Genomic DNA, 18,080 nt, shown 5'->3' with positions numbered 1-18,080 from the left:
ATGGTTTTCTTGGGTTGTGTATGAATTTTCTTCAAAAATCAACGAGAAAGTTTTGTAACCTTTTCACTTTCAAAGGTTTATTTGCTAGCGATATTGCTATAGACCTTGGCACTGCAAACACTTTAGTTTATCAAAAAAATCAAGGAATAGTGCTTGATGAGCCTTCGGTTGTAGCAAGAATAAAGGAAAAAGGAAGTTATGTTCCTTATGCTTTTGGTAAAAAAGCTAAAATGATGCTCGGAAAAACGCCTGGAGAAATAGAGGCAATCAGGCCATTGAAAGATGGTGTCATTGCCGATTTTAAAAGTGCAGAAGAGATGCTAAAATATTTCATACGCAGTGCAAATACAAAACTTACTGTTAATAAACCTAATATTATCATATGTGTTCCATCCGGATCAACTCCAGTTGAAAGGCGTGCTATACAAGATGCAGCAGAAAGTGCTGGTGCAAATGAAGTATTTTTAATTGAAGAACCAATGGCTGCAGCCATTGGAGCTGGGCTTCCGGTTACCGAACCTGAAGGTTCCATGGTTGTTGATATAGGAGGCGGTACAACTGAAGTTGCTATTATTTCTTTAGGCGGAATTGTTTATTCACGTTCTGCCAGAGTAGGTGGCGATATTATGGATGAAGCGATAAAATCATATATCCGTGAAAACCATAAGTTATTGATTGGTGAAACAACATCTGAAAAAATTAAGAAAAGCATAGGTTCAGCTAGTCTTCCAAATGAAAATAATAAAGAGGGGATGATGGTGAAAGGCAGGGACTTAGTGAGTGGTATGCCAAAAGAAATGCTTTTGTCGGAATATCAGGTTGCAGAAAGTTTAATAGAGCCTGTGCATCAAATAATTTCTGCTATTAAGACAGCATTAGAGAGCACTCCTCCTGAACTTTCTTCTGACATAGTCGATAAAGGAATAGTTTTATCTGGCGGTGGTGGATTATTACGCAATTTAGGTAAAGTTATTAGTGAAACAACAAGACTGCCAGTGCGTGTTGCAGATGATCCACTTTGTTGCGTTGCCCTAGGTAGCGGTAAAGTGCTTGAAAACATGGATTACTTCAGTCATGTTTTATTTAAGCAAGATTAATTACGGTTTGGGTTGTTGAAATCTTTCAATCTTAAGGTTCTCAAAAAATTTCCTATTGTAAAATCGTACATAAATTGTGCTAACTCTTTCAATTTTCGTATTAGATTTCTTGCATAATCTAAACTAAGCAGAAAAGAGGCAAAAGAAACTCCATGGTATTTATATTTACTTTAAAATATCGACGCGTTTTTTATTCTATAGCTAACTAAAATAGGGTTTCCCCGAATGCTAAAAAATAAAATCAATAGCAGAATTAATATCAGGCCAAAAGTTTGGCAGCACTTTTCTTATGTCATGCTTGACCGCAAACCAAAAATTCTCAATTGGATTCAAATCAGGTGAGTATGGCGGCAAAAATAGCACTTTGCATCCAACGTTTTCTATTAATTATTTCATTTTACAGATTTATGGAAGCTTAAGAATGACAGTTTGCCCAGATTGGAATAAGAATGTTTTCAACATAAGCCTCAAAAAGCTCGCTGTTGCAATAGCCTTCAAATACACATGGTGCCTTAACTTTCCTTTCACCGAGTGCTCCAATTATACTGATCCTTTTTCTTTTGAATCCAGGCAAATAACCTTTTGCCTTTTGTAGCCCAACCATATGCATAAAATTCATTATCTTCTATGCCAGACTCATCTATGAATATCAAGTTTTCTTTGTTTATTTTTGCTATTTTTTCTATGAACTCTTTGCGTTTTTCTTCATTCCTTTCCTGATATAGCTAACCCAAGCAAGGTTTCCCCGAGTGCTGAAAAACAAAATCAATAGCCGAATTGATATCGGGCCAAAAGTTCTGCAGAGCTTTTCTTATGGCATGCTTGATGGCAAACCATAACTTTTCAATTGGATTTAAATCCGGCGAATATGGAGGCAAAAATAAAACTTTGCATCCAGCATTTTCAATTAATTTCCTCGTTTTTCAGACTTATGAAAGCTCGCATTGTCAAGAATCATTGTCTGTCCTGGTATCAGTATTGGCACAAGTCAACATAAGCCTCAAAAAGCTCGCTGTTGCTCAAATACCCACGGTGCCTTAACTTTCCTTTCACCAAGTGCTCCAATTATGCTGATCCTTTTTCTTTTGAATCCAGGCAAATAACCTTTTCCCCTTTTTAGCCCATCCATATTCATAAAATTCGTTATCTTCTATACCTGATTCATCTATGAATACTAAATTTTCTTCATTTATTTCTGCTACCTTTTGTATGAATTCCTTTCGTTTTCCTTCATCCCTTTCCTGGTAAAGAAAAGTTTTTTTTATACGTATAGTTCACTTTTTTAAGGTAGTTATATACTGTGTCTTTGCACATATTGCCAAATTTTTCAATTATCTTTTCAACTCTGATTTCCATCTAGAAATTCGACAAAGCTATCTAAGTCTTTAATTTTATGACTATGCCCCTTTTGATAACCTGAAGATGGTTTTATGCTTCCTGTTTCTTCTCTTCTTTTCCTCCACCAATATATTGTTTTTCTATCAATTTTGAACATCTTCCTCCATACTCATTTTTTTCTCATCTACTACTTTCAAAACACGTTCCCTCAGATCCTCACTATATGGCCTTGGCATCATTCTACCTTATCTAGACCCATTTTATACCTTTTTATCCCTTCTGGGGAAACCTTTTTTCAGTTAGCTATAGAGTGAACCAGTGTCAGCTACTCGGATGACAAAAGGAAGGAGCACTAGGATGACAGGAGAAGGAGGCTACTCGGATGATGAGAAAGAGGCTTGTATCTTGTAAAAAACATAGTTGATTAAACGCTTCTTTCAAGATACAAGCAATTTTTTGTATTTATTTTAAATTAAAAAAAGCTCAAAAAAACAAAGTCAATTTTTGATGTTCCAAAAATTATAGAACGTAGTCTGTTTAATTGAGTGAAAACCAGTGAACGGTTTTATCGTGAACAAATTTTGCTACTTAGCAGCCAGAGCTACAAAATATTGATTCCCTTCCCGTTTGGGTGCTAATTCTATTTTCGCAATATCTTCGGTATCTCTAATTAGCCGTTCTAATTTTTCCAGCCCAACTTCAGTGTTTATAAGTTCTCTGCCTCTAAATCTCATTGTGACTTTGATTTTATGTCCATGTGCAAGAAAATCCCTTGTTTGACGTAATTTCGTTTCGTAGTCATGATCACCAATATTGGGACCCAGCTTAATTTCTTTTGTAGTTAATGTTTTTTGTTTCTTTTTTGCTTCACTTGCCTTCTTCTTCGCATCATACTTTTGTTTGCTATAATCAAGAATTTTACATACTGGAGGAGTTGAATCAGGTGCAATCTCCACCAAGTCTAAACCAACACCCTGCGCAAATTCCAAAGCTCGTCCTATTGGTACGATTCCGACCATTTCACCATTATGATCAACTAAGCGTACTTCTTTAACTGTAATGAATTCATTAATTCTGTTTTTATTGTTCTTTTTAACTTGCAAATTTTAACTCCCTTGACTCGAATTAATATTTTGTAATAACAATTCAGCAGCTTCTTCAAAAGAAAAATACTCCTGTTTTTCCGATCCTAAATTCCTCACTGACACAGTTTTACTTGCAACTTCATTTTTGCCCACAATCCATAATATAGGAACCTTGTTTGAACTATACAAGCGTATCTTATAACTAATTTTTTCATTGGTCAAATCGATCTTAACTCTCACACCTTGTTCTTTTAAAACGTTGCTAATTTCTGTAACATAACCGTCAGCTTCATTTGTGATAGTAAGAATAGCAAGTTGCGTTGGAGCAAGCCACAGTGGAAATTTTCCTGCATAATGCTCTATGAGAATTCCGATAAAACGTTCAAAAGTTCCAAGAATTGCCCTATGTAGCATAACAGGATGATGTTTTCGTCCATCTGCTCCTACATAAAAAGCTCCCAGACGTTCTGGCAAAATAAAATCAACTTGCAACGTTCCACATTGCCAATTTCTGCCTATTGCATCTTTCAAAACAAACTCTAGCTTTGGACCATAAAACGCACCTTCACCAGGGTTAAGTTCGTAACTTAAACCCGCTTCTTTAACGGCTTCAAGCAGCGCTTTTTCAGCTCTATCCCACACTTCATCGTCCCCTGCTCTAATATTTGGACGGTCTGAAAATTTCACAGAAACTTCATTGAATCCAAGCTCTGAATATACTTCTTTTAAAAGATCACAAAATTTTACAGTCTCAGAATTGACTTGTTCTTCCATACAAAAAATGTGTGCATCATCTTGCGTAAAACCACGCACTCGCATCAGTCCATGTAACGAACCTGAGCTTTCATTCCTATGGCACATACCAAATTCTGCCATACGTATCGGTAAATCGCGATAGCTTCTAGTATGAGAGTTGAAAATCTGCACATGACAAGGACAATTCATGGGTTTTATTGCTAGTTTTTTACCCTCAGATTCATCAACGATAAACATGTTTTCGCGGAACTTATCCCAATGTCCCGATTTTTCCCACAGCTCCTTGCTTACTAAAATAGGGGTTTTTACCTCAAAATAGCCATTATTTATCAATTTCTTTCTTATATGAGACTCAAGAACATTATATAAGGTATATCCCTGTTCATGCCAAAAAATTTGTCCTACGGCTTCATCTTGAATGTGAAACAAGTCCATATCTTTAGCGATTTTGCGGTGGTCGCGTTTTTCTGCTTCCTTCAGACGTTCAAGGTAAGTATTTAATTCATCCTTATTTCTCCATGCGGTACCATATATTCGCTGCAACATTGGGCCTTTAGAATTACCACGCCAGTATGCTCCTGCAACTTTCATAAGCTTAAACGCTTTAATTCTGCCTGTTGAAGGAGAGTGTGGACCGCGACATAAGTCAACAAAATCACCTTGTCTATAAACAGTTAGATCTTCACTCTCTGGTATAGAGAAGATAATATCAACTTTATATTTTTCACCTATACTACTAAAAAAATCAATTGCTTGCTTACGAGTCCAAACTTCTCGAACAAATCTGTGGTTACTCTTTACAATTTCTTTCATTTTCTTTTCTATTGAAGCAAGATCGTCCATGGTAAAGGCACGATCTGTAGCAAAATCATAGTAGAAACCATCCTGAATTGTTGGACCAATAGTAATCTGAGCATTAGGAAATAGCTCTTTCACCGCCTGTGCCATTATATGAGCAGCATCATGCCTTATTATATCCAAACCCACCTCGTCACTCAGTTGTATCACCTCTATCTCTGTGTCAGATTCAATTTCACGTGAGAGGTCATATAACTCACCATTTACCTTTAGGGCAACTGCTTCTTTTAAAACATCTGGTTGTAATATATCAAAACCAGTAACTCTACCACTGTATTCTTCTACTTTTTGTTCGGCTGAAAAAGTAATCCTAATCATTCATCAGACCTTCTGTCATCCAAGTGATTATTCAAACGTTCCATAAGGCAATAGAATAAATGTAAGACGTTAACGATTGATGTCATTCCAGTGCGTGACGCCGGAATCCAGGATTTTACTAAGTTGGTGAGTATAAAAGCAGCTAACCTTATGTAAAAATGAACATCTTTGATGAGATTGTAGGGAACCAGTGTCAAGCACTGGGATGACACGAAAGGACACTGGAACGACAGAGGTTTAATATTGTAAATTTTTAACATTAGTAATACGGTCTATTCTTTTTTAATCTGAGTGCAATTGCGTCTTCCCAGATATCACCATTACGCAAAAGCTTTTCTTTATTGTACATTAGCTCCTCTCTTGTTTCTGTTGCAAACTCAAAATTAGGCCCCTCCACAATTGCATCAACTGGACATGCTTCTTGGCAAAGTCCGCAATATATACACTTTGTCATGTCAATATCATAACGCGTAGTACGGCGACTGCCATCTTCTCTTTCCTCTGCTTCAATAACTATTGCTTGAGCAGGACAAATAACTTCACACAACTTACAAGCTATGCATCGTTCTTCACCGTTTGAATATCTGCGCAACGCATGCTCACCACGAAATCTTGGACTTAGAAGACCCTTCTCCATAGGATATCTCAAAGTGACCTTCGGCTTAAACATATATTTCAACGTAATAATAAACCCTTTAATCAATTCTACAAAGAACCAATACCTAGCTAGAGGATATCTCAAAATGACCTTCGGCTTAAACATATATTTCAACGTAATAATAAACCTTTTAATCAATTCCACAAAGGAGCAATACCAAGCTAGTTTTTTGAGCATAAAGTATTTAAAATTTATGTCGGTAATTATAAATCATATTACCAGTTTTCAAAAGGTTTTTTTCTCGCACTCAACTTTGAACTATATTTGAGCCAATTACCTTCATCCCTACCACATTATACCCTGAATCAACGTGTAATATCTCTCCAGTAGTTCCGCTACTTAAGTCACTTAATAAGTACAGTGCCGCTTTTCCAACATCTTCTATTGTGGTATTGCGTCTAAGCGGAGAATTATTTCTATTCCATTCTGATATGAAGTGAAAATCGCTTATTCCAGAAGACGCTAAAGTTCTAATCGGGCCAGCGGAAATGGCATTTACTCTGATATTTTGTGGTCCAAGGTCACATGCTATATATTTTACACTCGCTTCAAGTGCTGCTTTACACAAACCCATAACGTTGTAATTTGGCATAACTTTTTCAGCGCCATAATAAGATAAAGTAAGTAAACTACTGCCATCTGGCATCATTTTTTCAGCCCTTTGCGCTAAAGCAGTAAAAGAATAGCACGATATATGCATTGCATTGAGAAAGTTACTTAACGAAGTATTAACATATTTACCACTCAATTCACTTTTATCGGAGAATGCTATTGCATGCACCAAAAAGTCAAGAGTACCCCATTTTTTTTCTATTATCTTGAAAACATCATCTATGCTTTCTTCACTTGCAACATCGCACTTGAGTAACAGCTTTTCATCAATTTGAAATTCTTCTGCTATAGGTGATAATCTCTCTTTTACCATTCCATTTTGGTAGGTAATTGCAAATTCTGCCCCGTGCTCTGAGAGAGTTTTTGCTATACCATACGCTATTGATCTCTTGTTCGTTATTCCAGTTATTAACCCCTTTTTGCCTTGTAATAGACCCGTTGCCATAGAACCATCTGTTTTTTACAATTTGAAATATTAACTAGACAAAGTCAAGGTGTTAACTATGTCTAAAAATAATTTTTTGAAGTCAAATTGAATATATATCAACCTTATAGTTAGGTATGAATTTTGGGTGAATAAAAGAGCTAAAATCTCTCAAGGTTCTTTTTTTCTCCTTAAGATTATATAAAAGCAACAAACTCCTTTATTTAAAACCGAAGTTTTGCTATCCTCACATTTTAATAATTTAAAATTAATGAATACAAACAAAAACGAGTTTTTATTTCTTCCACTTGGAGGAGTAGGCAGAATCGGGATGAACGTTAGCCTATATCATTACCAAGGCAAATGGATTATGATTGACCTTGGTATTGGTTTTGCAGATGAAACTATGCCAGGCATTGAACTGTTAATTGCTGATATAGATTTTATTGCTCAAAGAAAAAAAGATTTGCTTGGAATAATAATTACACATGCACACGAAGACCACTGTGGTGCAGTTCCTTACTTGTGGGAAGAGTTGCAGTGCCCCATATATACAACAAAGTTTACGATTAATTTTCTCAAGGAGAAACTAAAGGAATTCCGACTGGAAGGTACAGTACCTGTGAAAGAGGTAGATATAAATGGCAGCGTAAATTTAGGTCCTTTTACTGTTGAATTTATAAACATAACTCACTCAATTCCTGAAGCAAATTCAATATTAATTAGCACTGAAGTAGGTAGTTCACTCCATACCGGAGACTGGAAATTTGACCCAAAACCTGTTGTTGGATTAACTTCCAATATAGAGCGTTTAAAAGAAATTGGCGACAAAGGTGATTTGCTTGCAGCAATTTGTGATTCAACAAATATATTGAGCAAACATAATCCTGAGTCAGAAGGTGAAATTTATAATAACATTTATAACATAATAAAGCGGTCTAAAAAGTTAGTTGCTGTGTCGCTATTTGCTTCAAATGTAGCGCGAATTGAGACTATCGCTAAAGCTGCACAAGCACTAAATAGGAAGGTGGTTTTACTTGGTAGATCCTTATGGAGAATTGTGAAAGTTGCGCAAGATAGTGGTTATTTAACTGATTCTCCTGAGTTTCTAGAAGCAAAGGAAGCAGTAAATTTTCCAAGGGAAAAACTGGTGCTACTCTGCACAGGTTGTCAAGGTGAGCCACTAGCAGCTACCGCAAGACTTGCCAATAAGAGTCATCAAGCATTTAAAATGCAACAAGGTGATACAATGATCTTTTCATCAAAAATCATTCCTGGAAATGAAACTCGTGCGCATAACGTGCTCAATGCCTTTATTGAGATGGGGGTGGAAGTTATTACTGAAAAAACAGAACATGTTCATGCTTCTGGACATCCAGTAAGAGCAGAGCTAAAGGAAATGTATTCTTTAATAAAACCAAAGATGTCTATTCCAGTTCATGGCGAATATATTCACACGCATGCACATGTAAAATTTGCTAAAGAGTGTGGTGTAGAAAAAGCAATAATGATTGCACCAGGTGATATAATTAATTTGGAGAACGGAGAAAAAGTTGATTCAATTGATGTTGACTACTTTGGTGTTGACGGCATGTTGCTACGTTATCCGGAGAGTAGTGTTATAAAAATGCGTAAGAAGATGAGGGATGCTGGAGCTATCGTAGTAACAGCAGTTGTAAATAAGAAAAATAAGTTGCTTGCTAAGCCAAAAATACTTACACCTGGTGTTTTCGATGTGTCAGAAGATGCAGCTATAATACAAAGGATAATAAAGACAGTTGAGTCAGCGTTTAGTTTACAGTCGACAAAAAAAATAAGAAACAAGATTGAAAGCTCAATATCTAGTATCTTAAAGGAATATTTACTAAAAAGACCTATAATCGAGGTTCAAATAGAACAGGTATGAAATGAATGAAGTTGCTCGTTCGGCTAATATTACTTCTTTCGTTATTTATTCCTTATTTTACTAAAGCTGCTTTATATGTTGACGTAAAAAAGAACAGTGTTGGTAATATCAATCTTGTTGTATCTCAGTGTGCGTGTAAGACAGAGTTAGAAAGTGAATTAAGCGAAAGCATTACAAAAATAATTGAGACAAATTTATCCAATTGTGGCTTATTTTATGTAAAACGTGGCACGGAAACTACATCGTCCAAACCTTGGAAAAGCGATACACTAGTTACAGTAAGTTTAAGCGAAGTATCAAGTAGAGCATTAGAGCTATCATTTCATTTGTTTGATACTTTTACAAAAAGGGAGTTATTTACTCAGTCAGTTGTTTTTCCAGCAAAAGACTGGAGAAAAATTGGCCATCTTATTTCAGATGCGATACATGATAGATTAATTGGTGAGAAGGGGCATTTTAACACAAAAATAGCGTACATTGCCGAAGAGAAAGATAGTGATTACAAATCCATACGCAAAATCGCTGTTATGAATCAAGATGGAAGTGATATAAAATACTTAACAAACGGCGATCAATTTGTGTCAACACCGAGGTTTTCGCCGAATGGGGAGAGTATAGTTTATATCTCATATCTGGATGGCAGAAGCTACATAATATTGAAGAATTTGAAAGACAATACGGAATCAATAGTTAACGTATTTGAAGGAGTTATTTCTGCTCCGAGATTTTCTCCTGATGGTAAATCTCTTTTAATCTCTCACTCATCTAATGGTGAAACGAATATATTATCTTTAGATTTAAATAGTAAACGCACGAAAAAAATTACTAAAAGTTCAGCGATAAGCACTTCTCCTTCTTTTTCTCCAGATCAGAAATACATTGTTTTTAGTTCTGATATAAGTGGAAGTCAGCAATTATACATCATTGATTTTACTAAAAAAAGTAAAAAACCTAAGAGAATTAGTTTTGGAAATGGAAAATATGCTACGCCTGTTTGGTCGCCAAAAGGGGATCTTATAGCTTTTACAAAGATCCAGTTGGGGAAATTTTACATAGGAGTTATGAAACCAGATGGCAAAGAAGAACGTCTGCTTTCAGAGGGACATAAAATTGAATCTCCAGCATGGCTACCAAATGGTAGAGGAATCATTTTTACAAAAACAGAATCACTGAGCAACTCTAAATTATATTTAGTAGATTTAGTAAAGAAAAATCAAAAAATGGTTTCTACCCCCACAAATGCCTATTTACCAGATTGGTCTTACTTTTGAAATAGGTACCTACTAAGCTACAGGTTGCTGATTAACTGTGTTACCACAGCATTGATTTACTGCCACATCAACAAGATATCCCGCTACGCCACCTACTAGAGCACCAACAATTCCTGATAATACGGCAGTTGCAATCACCCCAATAGCAGCAATTTCAGTCATTGCAGCCAATGTAGCTCCTATAGCACTGAATAATAATGCTAAGCCTATAACTCTTGGGGAAATTCCTGAAGATTGTTTTTGTGGAGAATTACGTTTTGTATTATCTGTTGTAGGTAGCTGAACACAATGTAAATTATTGTTAATAGCGTTTTCTTTGTGCTCATTAAATAAGTTTATAAGCTTGCTTTTCCCTTTTGACTCGGCCCAATATGATGCACTGACATTCACAAACATTGTTTCTGTATCACAAAACTTAGGATCAGCGCCTGCCTCCAATAGTGATTTTATAATTTTAATATTATGGTCAGTTTCCTCATCCTCACTGAGAACAATACACTGTAATATCCTACTTTTTTGCACATCAGATGCATGCGATAAAAGCGTTTCTACTGTACTCTGACTATATTTTGTAATATCGCTTATAATTAACTTTTCTTCTACATAACCTACGTCAATTTTAGCACCTTGTTCAAACAGTACCTTAGCAACATCATTTTTGCTTTTTCTTAGAGCGTAATACAGTGGTGTATATTTCAAGTTACGATGTGCATTAGGATCTGCTCTGTATTTTAGAAGCATACTTATAACATTAAGGTTACCTAGCTCACATGCAACATGCAAAGGAGTGCCAGCATCTTCCCAAATATTAACATCTATTATGTTAAGTTGTGAACATGGCTCGACACTGCTATTATGAGCTGGTGTTGAATTGTTAGCGCTATACTTTGATAAAACTTCTTCGAGGAGTTCTCTCCAACCAGATTCAGGATAATTACAAGAATTTTCTACAATATAGTGCAATATTGACTTTCCAGTCCACATATTAAAAGGTTTGGTTTGTACGTTAATGTTTTGAACTTTTCCTAACAAAGCTTTTGTTTTGGCTAGATCTCTATTGTCAAGAGCCCCAAATAAATCAACCTCTTCTCCACTTAAATTTGAACCATAGCATTCTTTACGGAGTTCTTTTGCCCGGTTTTTAAAATATTCAGCTAATTGATCAACCCAATCATCATTATGCTGTTTGCTAATAAATTCTTCCTTGATCTCGCCTGTTAATATTTCATATGCTACTGATATTTCCTTAAACTTTTCTGTTGCTGTCTTTTGCTCTTCTTGGCTTTTATCTGACCATCTGTCAGGATGCCATTTCAATGCAAGCTTGTAATATGCCTTCTTAATATCTTCTGTGCTTGCGCCTTCTGGTAATCCTAGTACTTTAAATTCATCTTCATGTGTTTTTGGAACCATATCTCCCCCTTGGCTAAATTAACGTAATATGTTATTATTCTAGCAAATTCACTCAAGAAACCAAAGTAAAAAATGAGAACTAATTTCTTACTTCACCAAGAAGCAAACTTGTATCTTCATTTCACTTTATGGCTCCCTATCCAGTGCCCCTATGATGTCATTCCAGCGTCACGCGCTACCCTTCACGGGCTCTTAAATTGCTTTAGCTACAAACATTAAGAAATTTACCAAGCAAAAAAAAGGCAAAAGAAACCCTGTGATTATTATCCGCTTTAAAGTACTGGCGTTTTTTATGTTTTAAACCCCTGACAAGAGAGATTCAGCCGCTTTTAATCGCTACTAACCTACGCTGCAAGTGTTTAAGAAGTTTACCAAGCAGAAAAAAAGACAAAGAAAACCCGAGTTAGCTAGTCCTTTACTATCTCTGTCGAGTATTGGCATTTTTTGATGTCTTGTAACGCTTTGTAAGCGCGTTCAGCTTATTTAGGTAAAAACCTAGATGTAGATGAAGTTTTGTAAAGACATACAGTACCTATGTACTGCAAAAAATTGAACATAAGACGCCGATACATTAAGTAATCCTTACCTTTTAATCTGCAGATTGGCGAAAGCAAATACAATAGCTTCACTTCCATGGTAAGAGGATTGGCGGAGTTTGTCAAGTGATTTTTATGCCAGTTGGATGACACCCTTTTCCGGTCTACAAGCAATTGCGTAATCCAAATTACTTTGGCTACAACAGACCTTGCTTTAGCCACGTATTCATATAGAATTAAAAAAATCAGAGCCACAAAATAAATGTTAACAAGATTCGCTCCAAGCCCAACTGGCTATCTTCATGTAGGAAACGTACGAACTGCCCTAGTTTGCTGGATGTACACACGTAATCAAAACGGGAAGTTTCTACTTCGTTTCGACGATACTGACCTTCAGCGTTCAGACATCAAATACATAGATAGCATTATACAAGACTTGAAATGGATTGGTATAGATTGGGATGCAAGTTTTAAGCAATCAGAGCGCTTTGAGCGTTACAACGAGGTGTTTTTGCAGTTAATAAAAGAAGGACATATTTATGCATGCTATGAAACAAGAGAAGAGTTAGACATTAAGCGAAAATTGCAGTTAAAACAGGGACTTCCTCCTGTTTATGATAGAGGCGCTTTACTTCTAACTGAGCAAGAAAAAACTCGTTATGAGCAAGAAGGGCGAAGACCACATTTTAGATTTAAGTTGGATAGAAATGAAATTGTTAAATGGAATGATGAAGTTAAAGGTGAAATAAATATTGCAACCAGCAGCATCAGTGACCCCGTGGTAAAAAGAGAAGATGGAATTTATACATACATGTTACCCTCTGTTATTGATGATGTTGACTTTAATGTAACCCATGTTGTACGCGGGGAAGATCATGTGACTAACACTGCAGTACAGATACAAATGATTCAGGCATTAAAAGCGAAAGTTCCTATGTTTGCTCACCTTCCTCTGCTACATTTTGATGATAATAAGATATCGAAACGAAAAGGTGGGCTGGATATCAAATCTATAAAAGAAGATAAGATTGAACCAATGGCGCTAACTAGTTATTTAGCGAAGCTTGGAACATCCAATCCAATTGAAGCTCATGTTGACATGCAATCTTTGATTGACTCATTTGACATTAAAAAATTTAGTTCAGCATCCACACAATTTAGCTTGAGTGAAGTATATAAGCTAAATAGCAAAGTTCTGCAACAAATGCCATTTGAGGCGGTAAAAGAACGTTTAAACCAAATTGGGGTAAACTCTAAAGAATTTTGGTATTTTATAAGGAACAATATAGAAAGATTTTCGGAGGTGGCTAAGTGGTGGCAAATATGCAAATCCAATACAGAGCCTGTGGTTCTTGATAAGGAGTTTATAAAAGTCGCGCTCAATGCACTGCCTCAAGGTGATTGCAATGAAAACACATTGTCAGAGTGGGTCAAAGCTATTCGACAGACAGTGGATATAAAGGCAAAAGACCTATTTATGCAATTGCGTTTAGCCCTGACAGGCACAAAAACAGGCCCAGAACTCGCTAAATTATTAATTTTTATCGGCAAAGAAAATATCATTGCAAGGCTGAAGGAGTATTGATAGCCAAGTTAGGCATGTGTGATTCATATAAGGAAGTCTAAACTACTACAACTTAAGGTTTCAGGCAAGTGAAAGGGTTTTTTCGACGAATAAAGGAAGGTGAGAACTATTTAAAGGATAATGAGTGGCAAAAATTATAGGAAAAGAATATACGGAATTTTTAGAGCAGCTAAAGGATCGTATTGCAACAAGCCGTTATAAAGCAGCGCTTGCGGTAGCTTATTTTGCTTTACCACTATATTGGTATAGAGATCTTAAAACGCCGAAAAGAACACGGTTGGGGAGCAAAAGTTATTGATCAATTAAGTAAGAATTTAAAAAGCGCATTTCCAGAAATGCAAGGTTTTAGTACGAGAAATCTGAAATATATGCGTAAGTTTGCTGAACTGATGTTGAATTTGTGCAGCAGGTTGCTGCACAATTGCCTTGGTTTCATATTGTAGTGATTATCGATAAGATAAAAGACTCACAAGAGAGACTTTTCTACTTTCAAAAAGCTATAGAACACGGCTGGTCACGTAATATTATGGTGATGCAGATGGAGCGAGGGTTACATAAACGTCAGGGAAAAGCAATTACCAATTTTAAAGATAAGCTACCATCTTTCCAATCAGATCTAGCACATTATACATTAAAAGACCCATATATTTTTGATTTTTTAAGTATAGGCAAAGATGCTCATGAGAGAGAAGTGGAAAAAGGGCTTGTAAAGCATATGGAGAAGTTCCTGCTAGAGCTAATACCAATTCCCGCTACACAAGTAACGTATAGACAATAATGGAAAAAAAGCCATACTGAAGTAAGTAAAATAGCGAGGTTTAAATGGCATTAAAATCAAAATTATTGGATGAAAAAGTGAGCAAAAATAATGCTGAAGAAAGTAAGAAATAACGCATATGTTGCAAAAAAACTAAATGCTGTAATTGCAGCAAGAAAGCACAGTATGTAGCAAAAATATGTTGCATTTCAAGGAAGGCACTTACTGCATGACCTAAAATTTGGAAGAGAAGAAAAATTCACCTCAACGCCGTAGAAAAACTATATTGAATCAAAGTCAACTTGAACAAATTGAGGTGTGGATAGAGGAAAACCCCAATATTGCTATTAAAGAAATGAGAATAAGAATCCAGGAAAAATTTGGTTTAGCAAGTCTACAGTACACCGTAATATGCAAAGAATGAAGTTTTCGTACATTACACCAAGGCCAGTGCATAATGCGCAAGATAAAAGCAAACAAGAGGAATTTAAAAAAAAATCTCAATGAAACTATTGTCATGTATCCTGAAAAAGAGCTATTTTTCTTCGATGAATCGCGGTTTGGCGCACATTCAAAGATTGGACACGAAAAAAGGCATTAGGACACAGGTTAAGAGGTAGGCAAAATTTTTATCTCTATAGTGCACTAGAAATGGAGAGAGTTCTAGCTCAAACGTCAATACTGATTGTATTCCTTGAGCAGATGTCGCAATATTTAGGAACAAGAGAGACTTTTCTTATCATGGATTGTGCTAGTTGGAAAAAATTTAAAGGTACCTAAAAATATCGACATTATATACCTACCACCATACTCACCTGACTGTTGAGAGGTTTTGGTTATATATAAAACAGAACATTTTGCGCAATAAAATCTACGATACAATTGCTCTGCTTGAGAGCGCTTTGTGTAAATTTATTGCCTCTCTTTCTCACTCCATAATTAAAAAACTCTGCTGTGTTACTTATTTGATTCATTAGTAATGAGAATTGGTATGAGGATCTGAGGGAACGTGTTTTGAAAGTAGTAGATGAGAAAAAAATGAGTATGGAGGAAGATGTTCAAAATTGATAGAAAAACAATATATTGGTGGAGGAAAAGAAGAGAAGAAACAGGAAGCATAAAACCATCTTCAGGTTATCAAAAGGGGCATAGTCATAAAATTAAAGACTTAGATAGCTTTGTCGAATTTCTAGATGGAAATCAGAGCTGAAAAGATAATTGAAAAATTTGGCAATATGTGCAAAGACACAGTATATAACTACCTTAAAAAAGTGAACTATACGTATAAAAAAAACTTTTCTTTACCAGGAAAGGGATGAAGGAAAACGAAAGGAATTCATACAAAAGGTAGCAGAAATAAATGAAGAAAATTTAGTATTCATAGATGAATCAGGTATAGAAGATAACGAATTTTATGAATATGGATGGGCTAAAAAGGGGAAAAGGTTATTTGCCTGGATTCAAAAGAAAAAGGATCAGCATAATTGGAGCACTTGGTGAAAGGAAAGTTAAGGCACCGTGGGTATTTGAGCAACAGCGAGCTTTTTGAGGCTTATGTTGACTTGTGCCAATACTGATACCAGGACAGACAATGATTCTTGACAATGCGAGCTTTCATAAGTCTGAAAAAACGAGGAAATTAATTGAAAATGCTGGATGCAAAGTTTTATTTTTGCCTCCATATTCGCCGGATTTAAATCCAATTGAAAAGTTATGGTTTGCCATCAAACATGCCATAAGAAAAGCTCTGCAGAACTTTTGGCCCGATATCAATTCGGCTATTGATTTTGTTTTCAGCACTCGGGGAAACCTTGCTTGGGTTAGCTATAGTAATTGATGCTCTTAGGATTCACCTCAATGTAAGTATTGTAGATACGATTCTCAAAACCACCTCTCTGACCTTACCCAGAAAAAGTAGAGAGGAAGTTAAGCCATTTTTGAAGTAAAATAAAACATGATTATGAGGGCTTATTATGGTAAAGAACAGAAAAAATTACACAGTGGAATTTAAATTAGAGGCAATAAAGTTGGTAAAGGAAACGGGGCAGTCAGCAAGCAAAATAGCTAAAGATTTAGGAATAGATAACAGTACACTAAGTGACTGGATAAAAAAATATAACGAAAAAGGATCAATAGAAGAAGCATTTCCTGGTAAGGGAAAGTTGGCACCATGTGATAAAGAAAAGTTTGAATTAAAGAAAGAACTAACAAGAGTTACTAGAGAAAGAGACATTTAAAAAAAAGCCCTGGGATATTTTGCAAGTCACAAAGAGTAAAATATTTATTTATCAAAAAGCATGGAAACTACTATAAAGTACAGGAGTTATGCAGGATTTTGAAAGTATCTGCTAGCGGCTACTACAAATGGACTAGTAAGAAGAAAAGCAGCAAAGAATTAACAAGGGAGCAGCTTCTAGCAGACATTCAAAAAATATACCAAGCATCTAATTGTAGATATGGGGCACCTAAGATTCATGCTGAACTAAAGGCTTTAGGTAAAAATTGCAACATCAAAACAGTGCAGGATATCATGCAAAAAAATGGTATTCAAGCTAGACTGAGGCGAAGATTCAAAAGCAAAAAACAGCAGACTGACAATAGGGTTATAACTCCCAATATATTGGACCAAAACTTTACTACTAGTCAGCCAAATAAAGTATGGGTAACTGATATTACATACATAAAAACTAAGGATGGATGGCTATATTTGGCAGCAATAATTGATCTATATTCACGTATGGTAGTTGGCTGGTCAATGAGTAGTACAATAACTAAGCGATTAGTTATAGATGCTTTATTGATGGCTGTTGATAAGCGCAAACCAGCCAAAGATCTGCTATTTCATAGTGATCAAGGTTCACAATATACCTCTAAAAATTATCAGTTTTTGCTGAACACAAAAAACATCATTTCCAGCATGAGTCACACAGGCTGTTGTTATGACAACTCTGTTGTTGAAAGCTTTTTCAGCTCACTCAAACGGGAGCTTCTTATTGATACTTCGCAACACTCTGCTCAGCAAACTAGAACTGCTATATTTGAGTACATAGAAATTTTTTATAACAAACAGCGTAGACATTCTACTATTAATTATTGCATTCCTGAGAAATTTGATTCATCATTTTCATAATAAAAATGGCTTAACTTCCTCTCTACTTTTTCTGGGTAAGGTCACTCTCTTGTTTTTTAGAGATACGCTTCTCTTCAATTTGTTCTATTGATAGTCCACTTTCTTTGCCTAATGTATGTATGACCTCAAGTAAATCAGCTAACTCTTCAAGGTTTTCATCTGGAGTTTTAGAGGCAATAACCTCCTTTGCTTCTTCTAAAAGTTTATCTTTGAGACGTTCAATGTATTCATCTTTTTCCATCACCCTCTCATAAACAATAGACCTCTTGCATAAATTGATTTCTGAAGGCAATTTTGTCGTCAAAGCTTGTCTGCGCTCCTCAAATACATTCGAGT

At 35.7% G+C, this 18,080-nt stretch carries 18 protein-coding genes and 2 pseudogenes; 10 read left to right on the top strand and 10 right to left on the bottom strand.

What is annotated here, in order from left to right; genetic code table 11:
• Positions 1–20 precede the first annotated feature (20 nt).
• A complete protein-coding gene (locus ACICP6_RS01265; protein ID WP_395463303.1) occupies positions 21–1,097 on the top strand; it encodes a rod shape-determining protein in 1,077 nt (358 codons plus the stop codon).
• A gap of 228 nt (positions 1,098–1,325) precedes the next feature.
• Here ACICP6_RS01265 and ACICP6_RS01260 read toward each other — a convergent pair whose 3' ends face one another.
• From ACICP6_RS01260 to ACICP6_RS01225, 8 genes are all read right to left on the bottom strand, one after another.
• A complete protein-coding gene (locus ACICP6_RS01260) occupies positions 1,326–1,460 on the bottom strand; it encodes a transposase (RefSeq protein ID WP_395463302.1) in 135 nt (44 codons plus the stop codon).
• A 52-nt stretch (positions 1,461–1,512) separates the two neighbouring features.
• Positions 1,513–1,716 carry a hypothetical protein gene (locus ACICP6_RS01255; protein ID WP_395463301.1) on the bottom strand — a complete coding sequence of 68 codons (204 nt, stop codon included), beginning with the start codon at positions 1,714–1,716 and terminating at the stop codon, positions 1,513–1,515.
• Positions 1,717–1,822: 106 nt separating this feature from the next.
• Positions 1,823–1,975: a transposase gene (locus ACICP6_RS01250; RefSeq protein WP_395463300.1), complete on the bottom strand. Its 153-nt coding sequence runs from the start codon at positions 1,973–1,975 to the stop codon at positions 1,823–1,825.
• A gap of 461 nt (positions 1,976–2,436) precedes the next feature.
• A complete protein-coding gene (locus ACICP6_RS01245; RefSeq protein ID WP_395463292.1) occupies positions 2,437–2,592 on the bottom strand; it encodes a hypothetical protein in 156 nt (51 codons plus the stop codon).
• Between the two features lie 427 nt (positions 2,593–3,019).
• The gene (gene infC / locus ACICP6_RS01240; RefSeq protein ID WP_395463299.1) at positions 3,020–3,538 is read right to left on the bottom strand and encodes a translation initiation factor IF-3; all 519 of its coding nucleotides are present in this window, start codon (positions 3,536–3,538) and stop codon (positions 3,020–3,022) included.
• Between the two features lie 3 nt (positions 3,539–3,541).
• Positions 3,542–5,452, bottom strand: a complete 1,911-nt coding sequence (gene thrS, locus ACICP6_RS01235; RefSeq protein WP_395463298.1) for a threonine--tRNA ligase — start codon at positions 5,450–5,452, stop codon at positions 3,542–3,544.
• A gap of 259 nt (positions 5,453–5,711) precedes the next feature.
• Positions 5,712–6,122 carry an NADH-quinone oxidoreductase subunit NuoI gene (gene nuoI / locus ACICP6_RS01230; RefSeq protein ID WP_395463629.1) on the bottom strand — a complete coding sequence of 137 codons (411 nt, stop codon included), beginning with the start codon at positions 6,120–6,122 and terminating at the stop codon, positions 5,712–5,714.
• A gap of 235 nt (positions 6,123–6,357) precedes the next feature.
• The gene (locus ACICP6_RS01225) at positions 6,358–7,167 is read right to left on the bottom strand and encodes an enoyl-ACP reductase (protein WP_395463297.1); all 810 of its coding nucleotides are present in this window, start codon (positions 7,165–7,167) and stop codon (positions 6,358–6,360) included.
• A gap of 250 nt (positions 7,168–7,417) precedes the next feature.
• Between ACICP6_RS01225 and ACICP6_RS01220 the strand changes: the two genes are divergently transcribed.
• Positions 7,418–9,052 (top strand): ribonuclease J, encoded by a 1,635-nt coding sequence (locus ACICP6_RS01220; RefSeq protein ID WP_395463296.1) that lies wholly within the window; start codon positions 7,418–7,420, stop codon positions 9,050–9,052.
• A 5-nt stretch (positions 9,053–9,057) separates the two neighbouring features.
• Complete coding sequence (locus ACICP6_RS01215) at positions 9,058–10,323, top strand: protein TolB (RefSeq protein WP_395463295.1); 1,266 nt, start codon at positions 9,058–9,060, stop codon at positions 10,321–10,323.
• Positions 10,324–10,335: 12 nt separating this feature from the next.
• On the opposite strand, the gene ACICP6_RS01210 is transcribed toward ACICP6_RS01215, so the two are convergent.
• Positions 10,336–11,736, bottom strand: a complete 1,401-nt coding sequence (locus ACICP6_RS01210) for a DnaJ domain-containing protein (RefSeq protein ID WP_395463294.1) — start codon at positions 11,734–11,736, stop codon at positions 10,336–10,338.
• A gap of 798 nt (positions 11,737–12,534) precedes the next feature.
• On the opposite strand from ACICP6_RS01210, the gene gltX reads away from it, so the two are divergent.
• The 7 genes and pseudogenes from gltX (at position 12,535) to ACICP6_RS01175 (ending at position 17,744) form a co-directional block, all read left to right on the top strand.
• The gene (gene gltX, locus ACICP6_RS01205; protein ID WP_395463293.1) at positions 12,535–13,857 is read left to right on the top strand and encodes a glutamate--tRNA ligase; all 1,323 of its coding nucleotides are present in this window, start codon (positions 12,535–12,537) and stop codon (positions 13,855–13,857) included.
• Positions 13,858–13,981: 124 nt separating this feature from the next.
• Positions 13,982–14,596, top strand: a pseudogene (locus ACICP6_RS01200) (PDDEXK nuclease domain-containing protein); the annotation flags it as partial.
• 83 nt (positions 14,597–14,679) lie between these two features.
• Positions 14,680–15,591, top strand: a pseudogene (locus ACICP6_RS01195) (IS630 family transposase).
• A gap of 77 nt (positions 15,592–15,668) precedes the next feature.
• Entirely contained in the window at positions 15,669–15,824 is a 156-nt protein-coding gene (locus ACICP6_RS01190; protein WP_395463292.1) for a hypothetical protein, read from the top strand.
• A gap of 354 nt (positions 15,825–16,178) precedes the next feature.
• Positions 16,179–16,451 carry a transposase gene (locus ACICP6_RS01185; RefSeq protein ID WP_395463291.1) on the top strand — a complete coding sequence of 91 codons (273 nt, stop codon included), beginning with the start codon at positions 16,179–16,181 and terminating at the stop codon, positions 16,449–16,451.
• A 136-nt stretch (positions 16,452–16,587) separates the two neighbouring features.
• Positions 16,588–16,851 carry a transposase gene (locus ACICP6_RS01180; RefSeq protein WP_395462617.1) on the top strand — a complete coding sequence of 88 codons (264 nt, stop codon included), beginning with the start codon at positions 16,588–16,590 and terminating at the stop codon, positions 16,849–16,851.
• 14 nt (positions 16,852–16,865) lie between these two features.
• Positions 16,866–17,744 (top strand): IS3 family transposase, encoded by an 879-nt coding sequence (locus ACICP6_RS01175; protein WP_395463625.1) that lies wholly within the window; start codon positions 16,866–16,868, stop codon positions 17,742–17,744.
• A 22-nt stretch (positions 17,745–17,766) separates the two neighbouring features.
• Here ACICP6_RS01175 and ACICP6_RS01170 read toward each other — a convergent pair whose 3' ends face one another.
• Positions 17,767–17,985: a MazG-like family protein gene (locus ACICP6_RS01170; RefSeq protein WP_395463290.1), complete on the bottom strand. Its 219-nt coding sequence runs from the start codon at positions 17,983–17,985 to the stop codon at positions 17,767–17,769.
• Between the last annotated feature and the right edge of the window lie 95 nt (positions 17,986–18,080).

Origin of the sequence: Wolbachia endosymbiont of Cantharis cryptica, assembly GCF_964277405.1 — a bacterium.
Classification (GTDB): Bacteria; Pseudomonadota; Alphaproteobacteria; order Rickettsiales; family Anaplasmataceae; genus Wolbachia.
The sequence above is the reverse complement of the archived record's forward strand: the minus strand, read 5'-3'. Positions and strand labels throughout refer to the sequence as shown.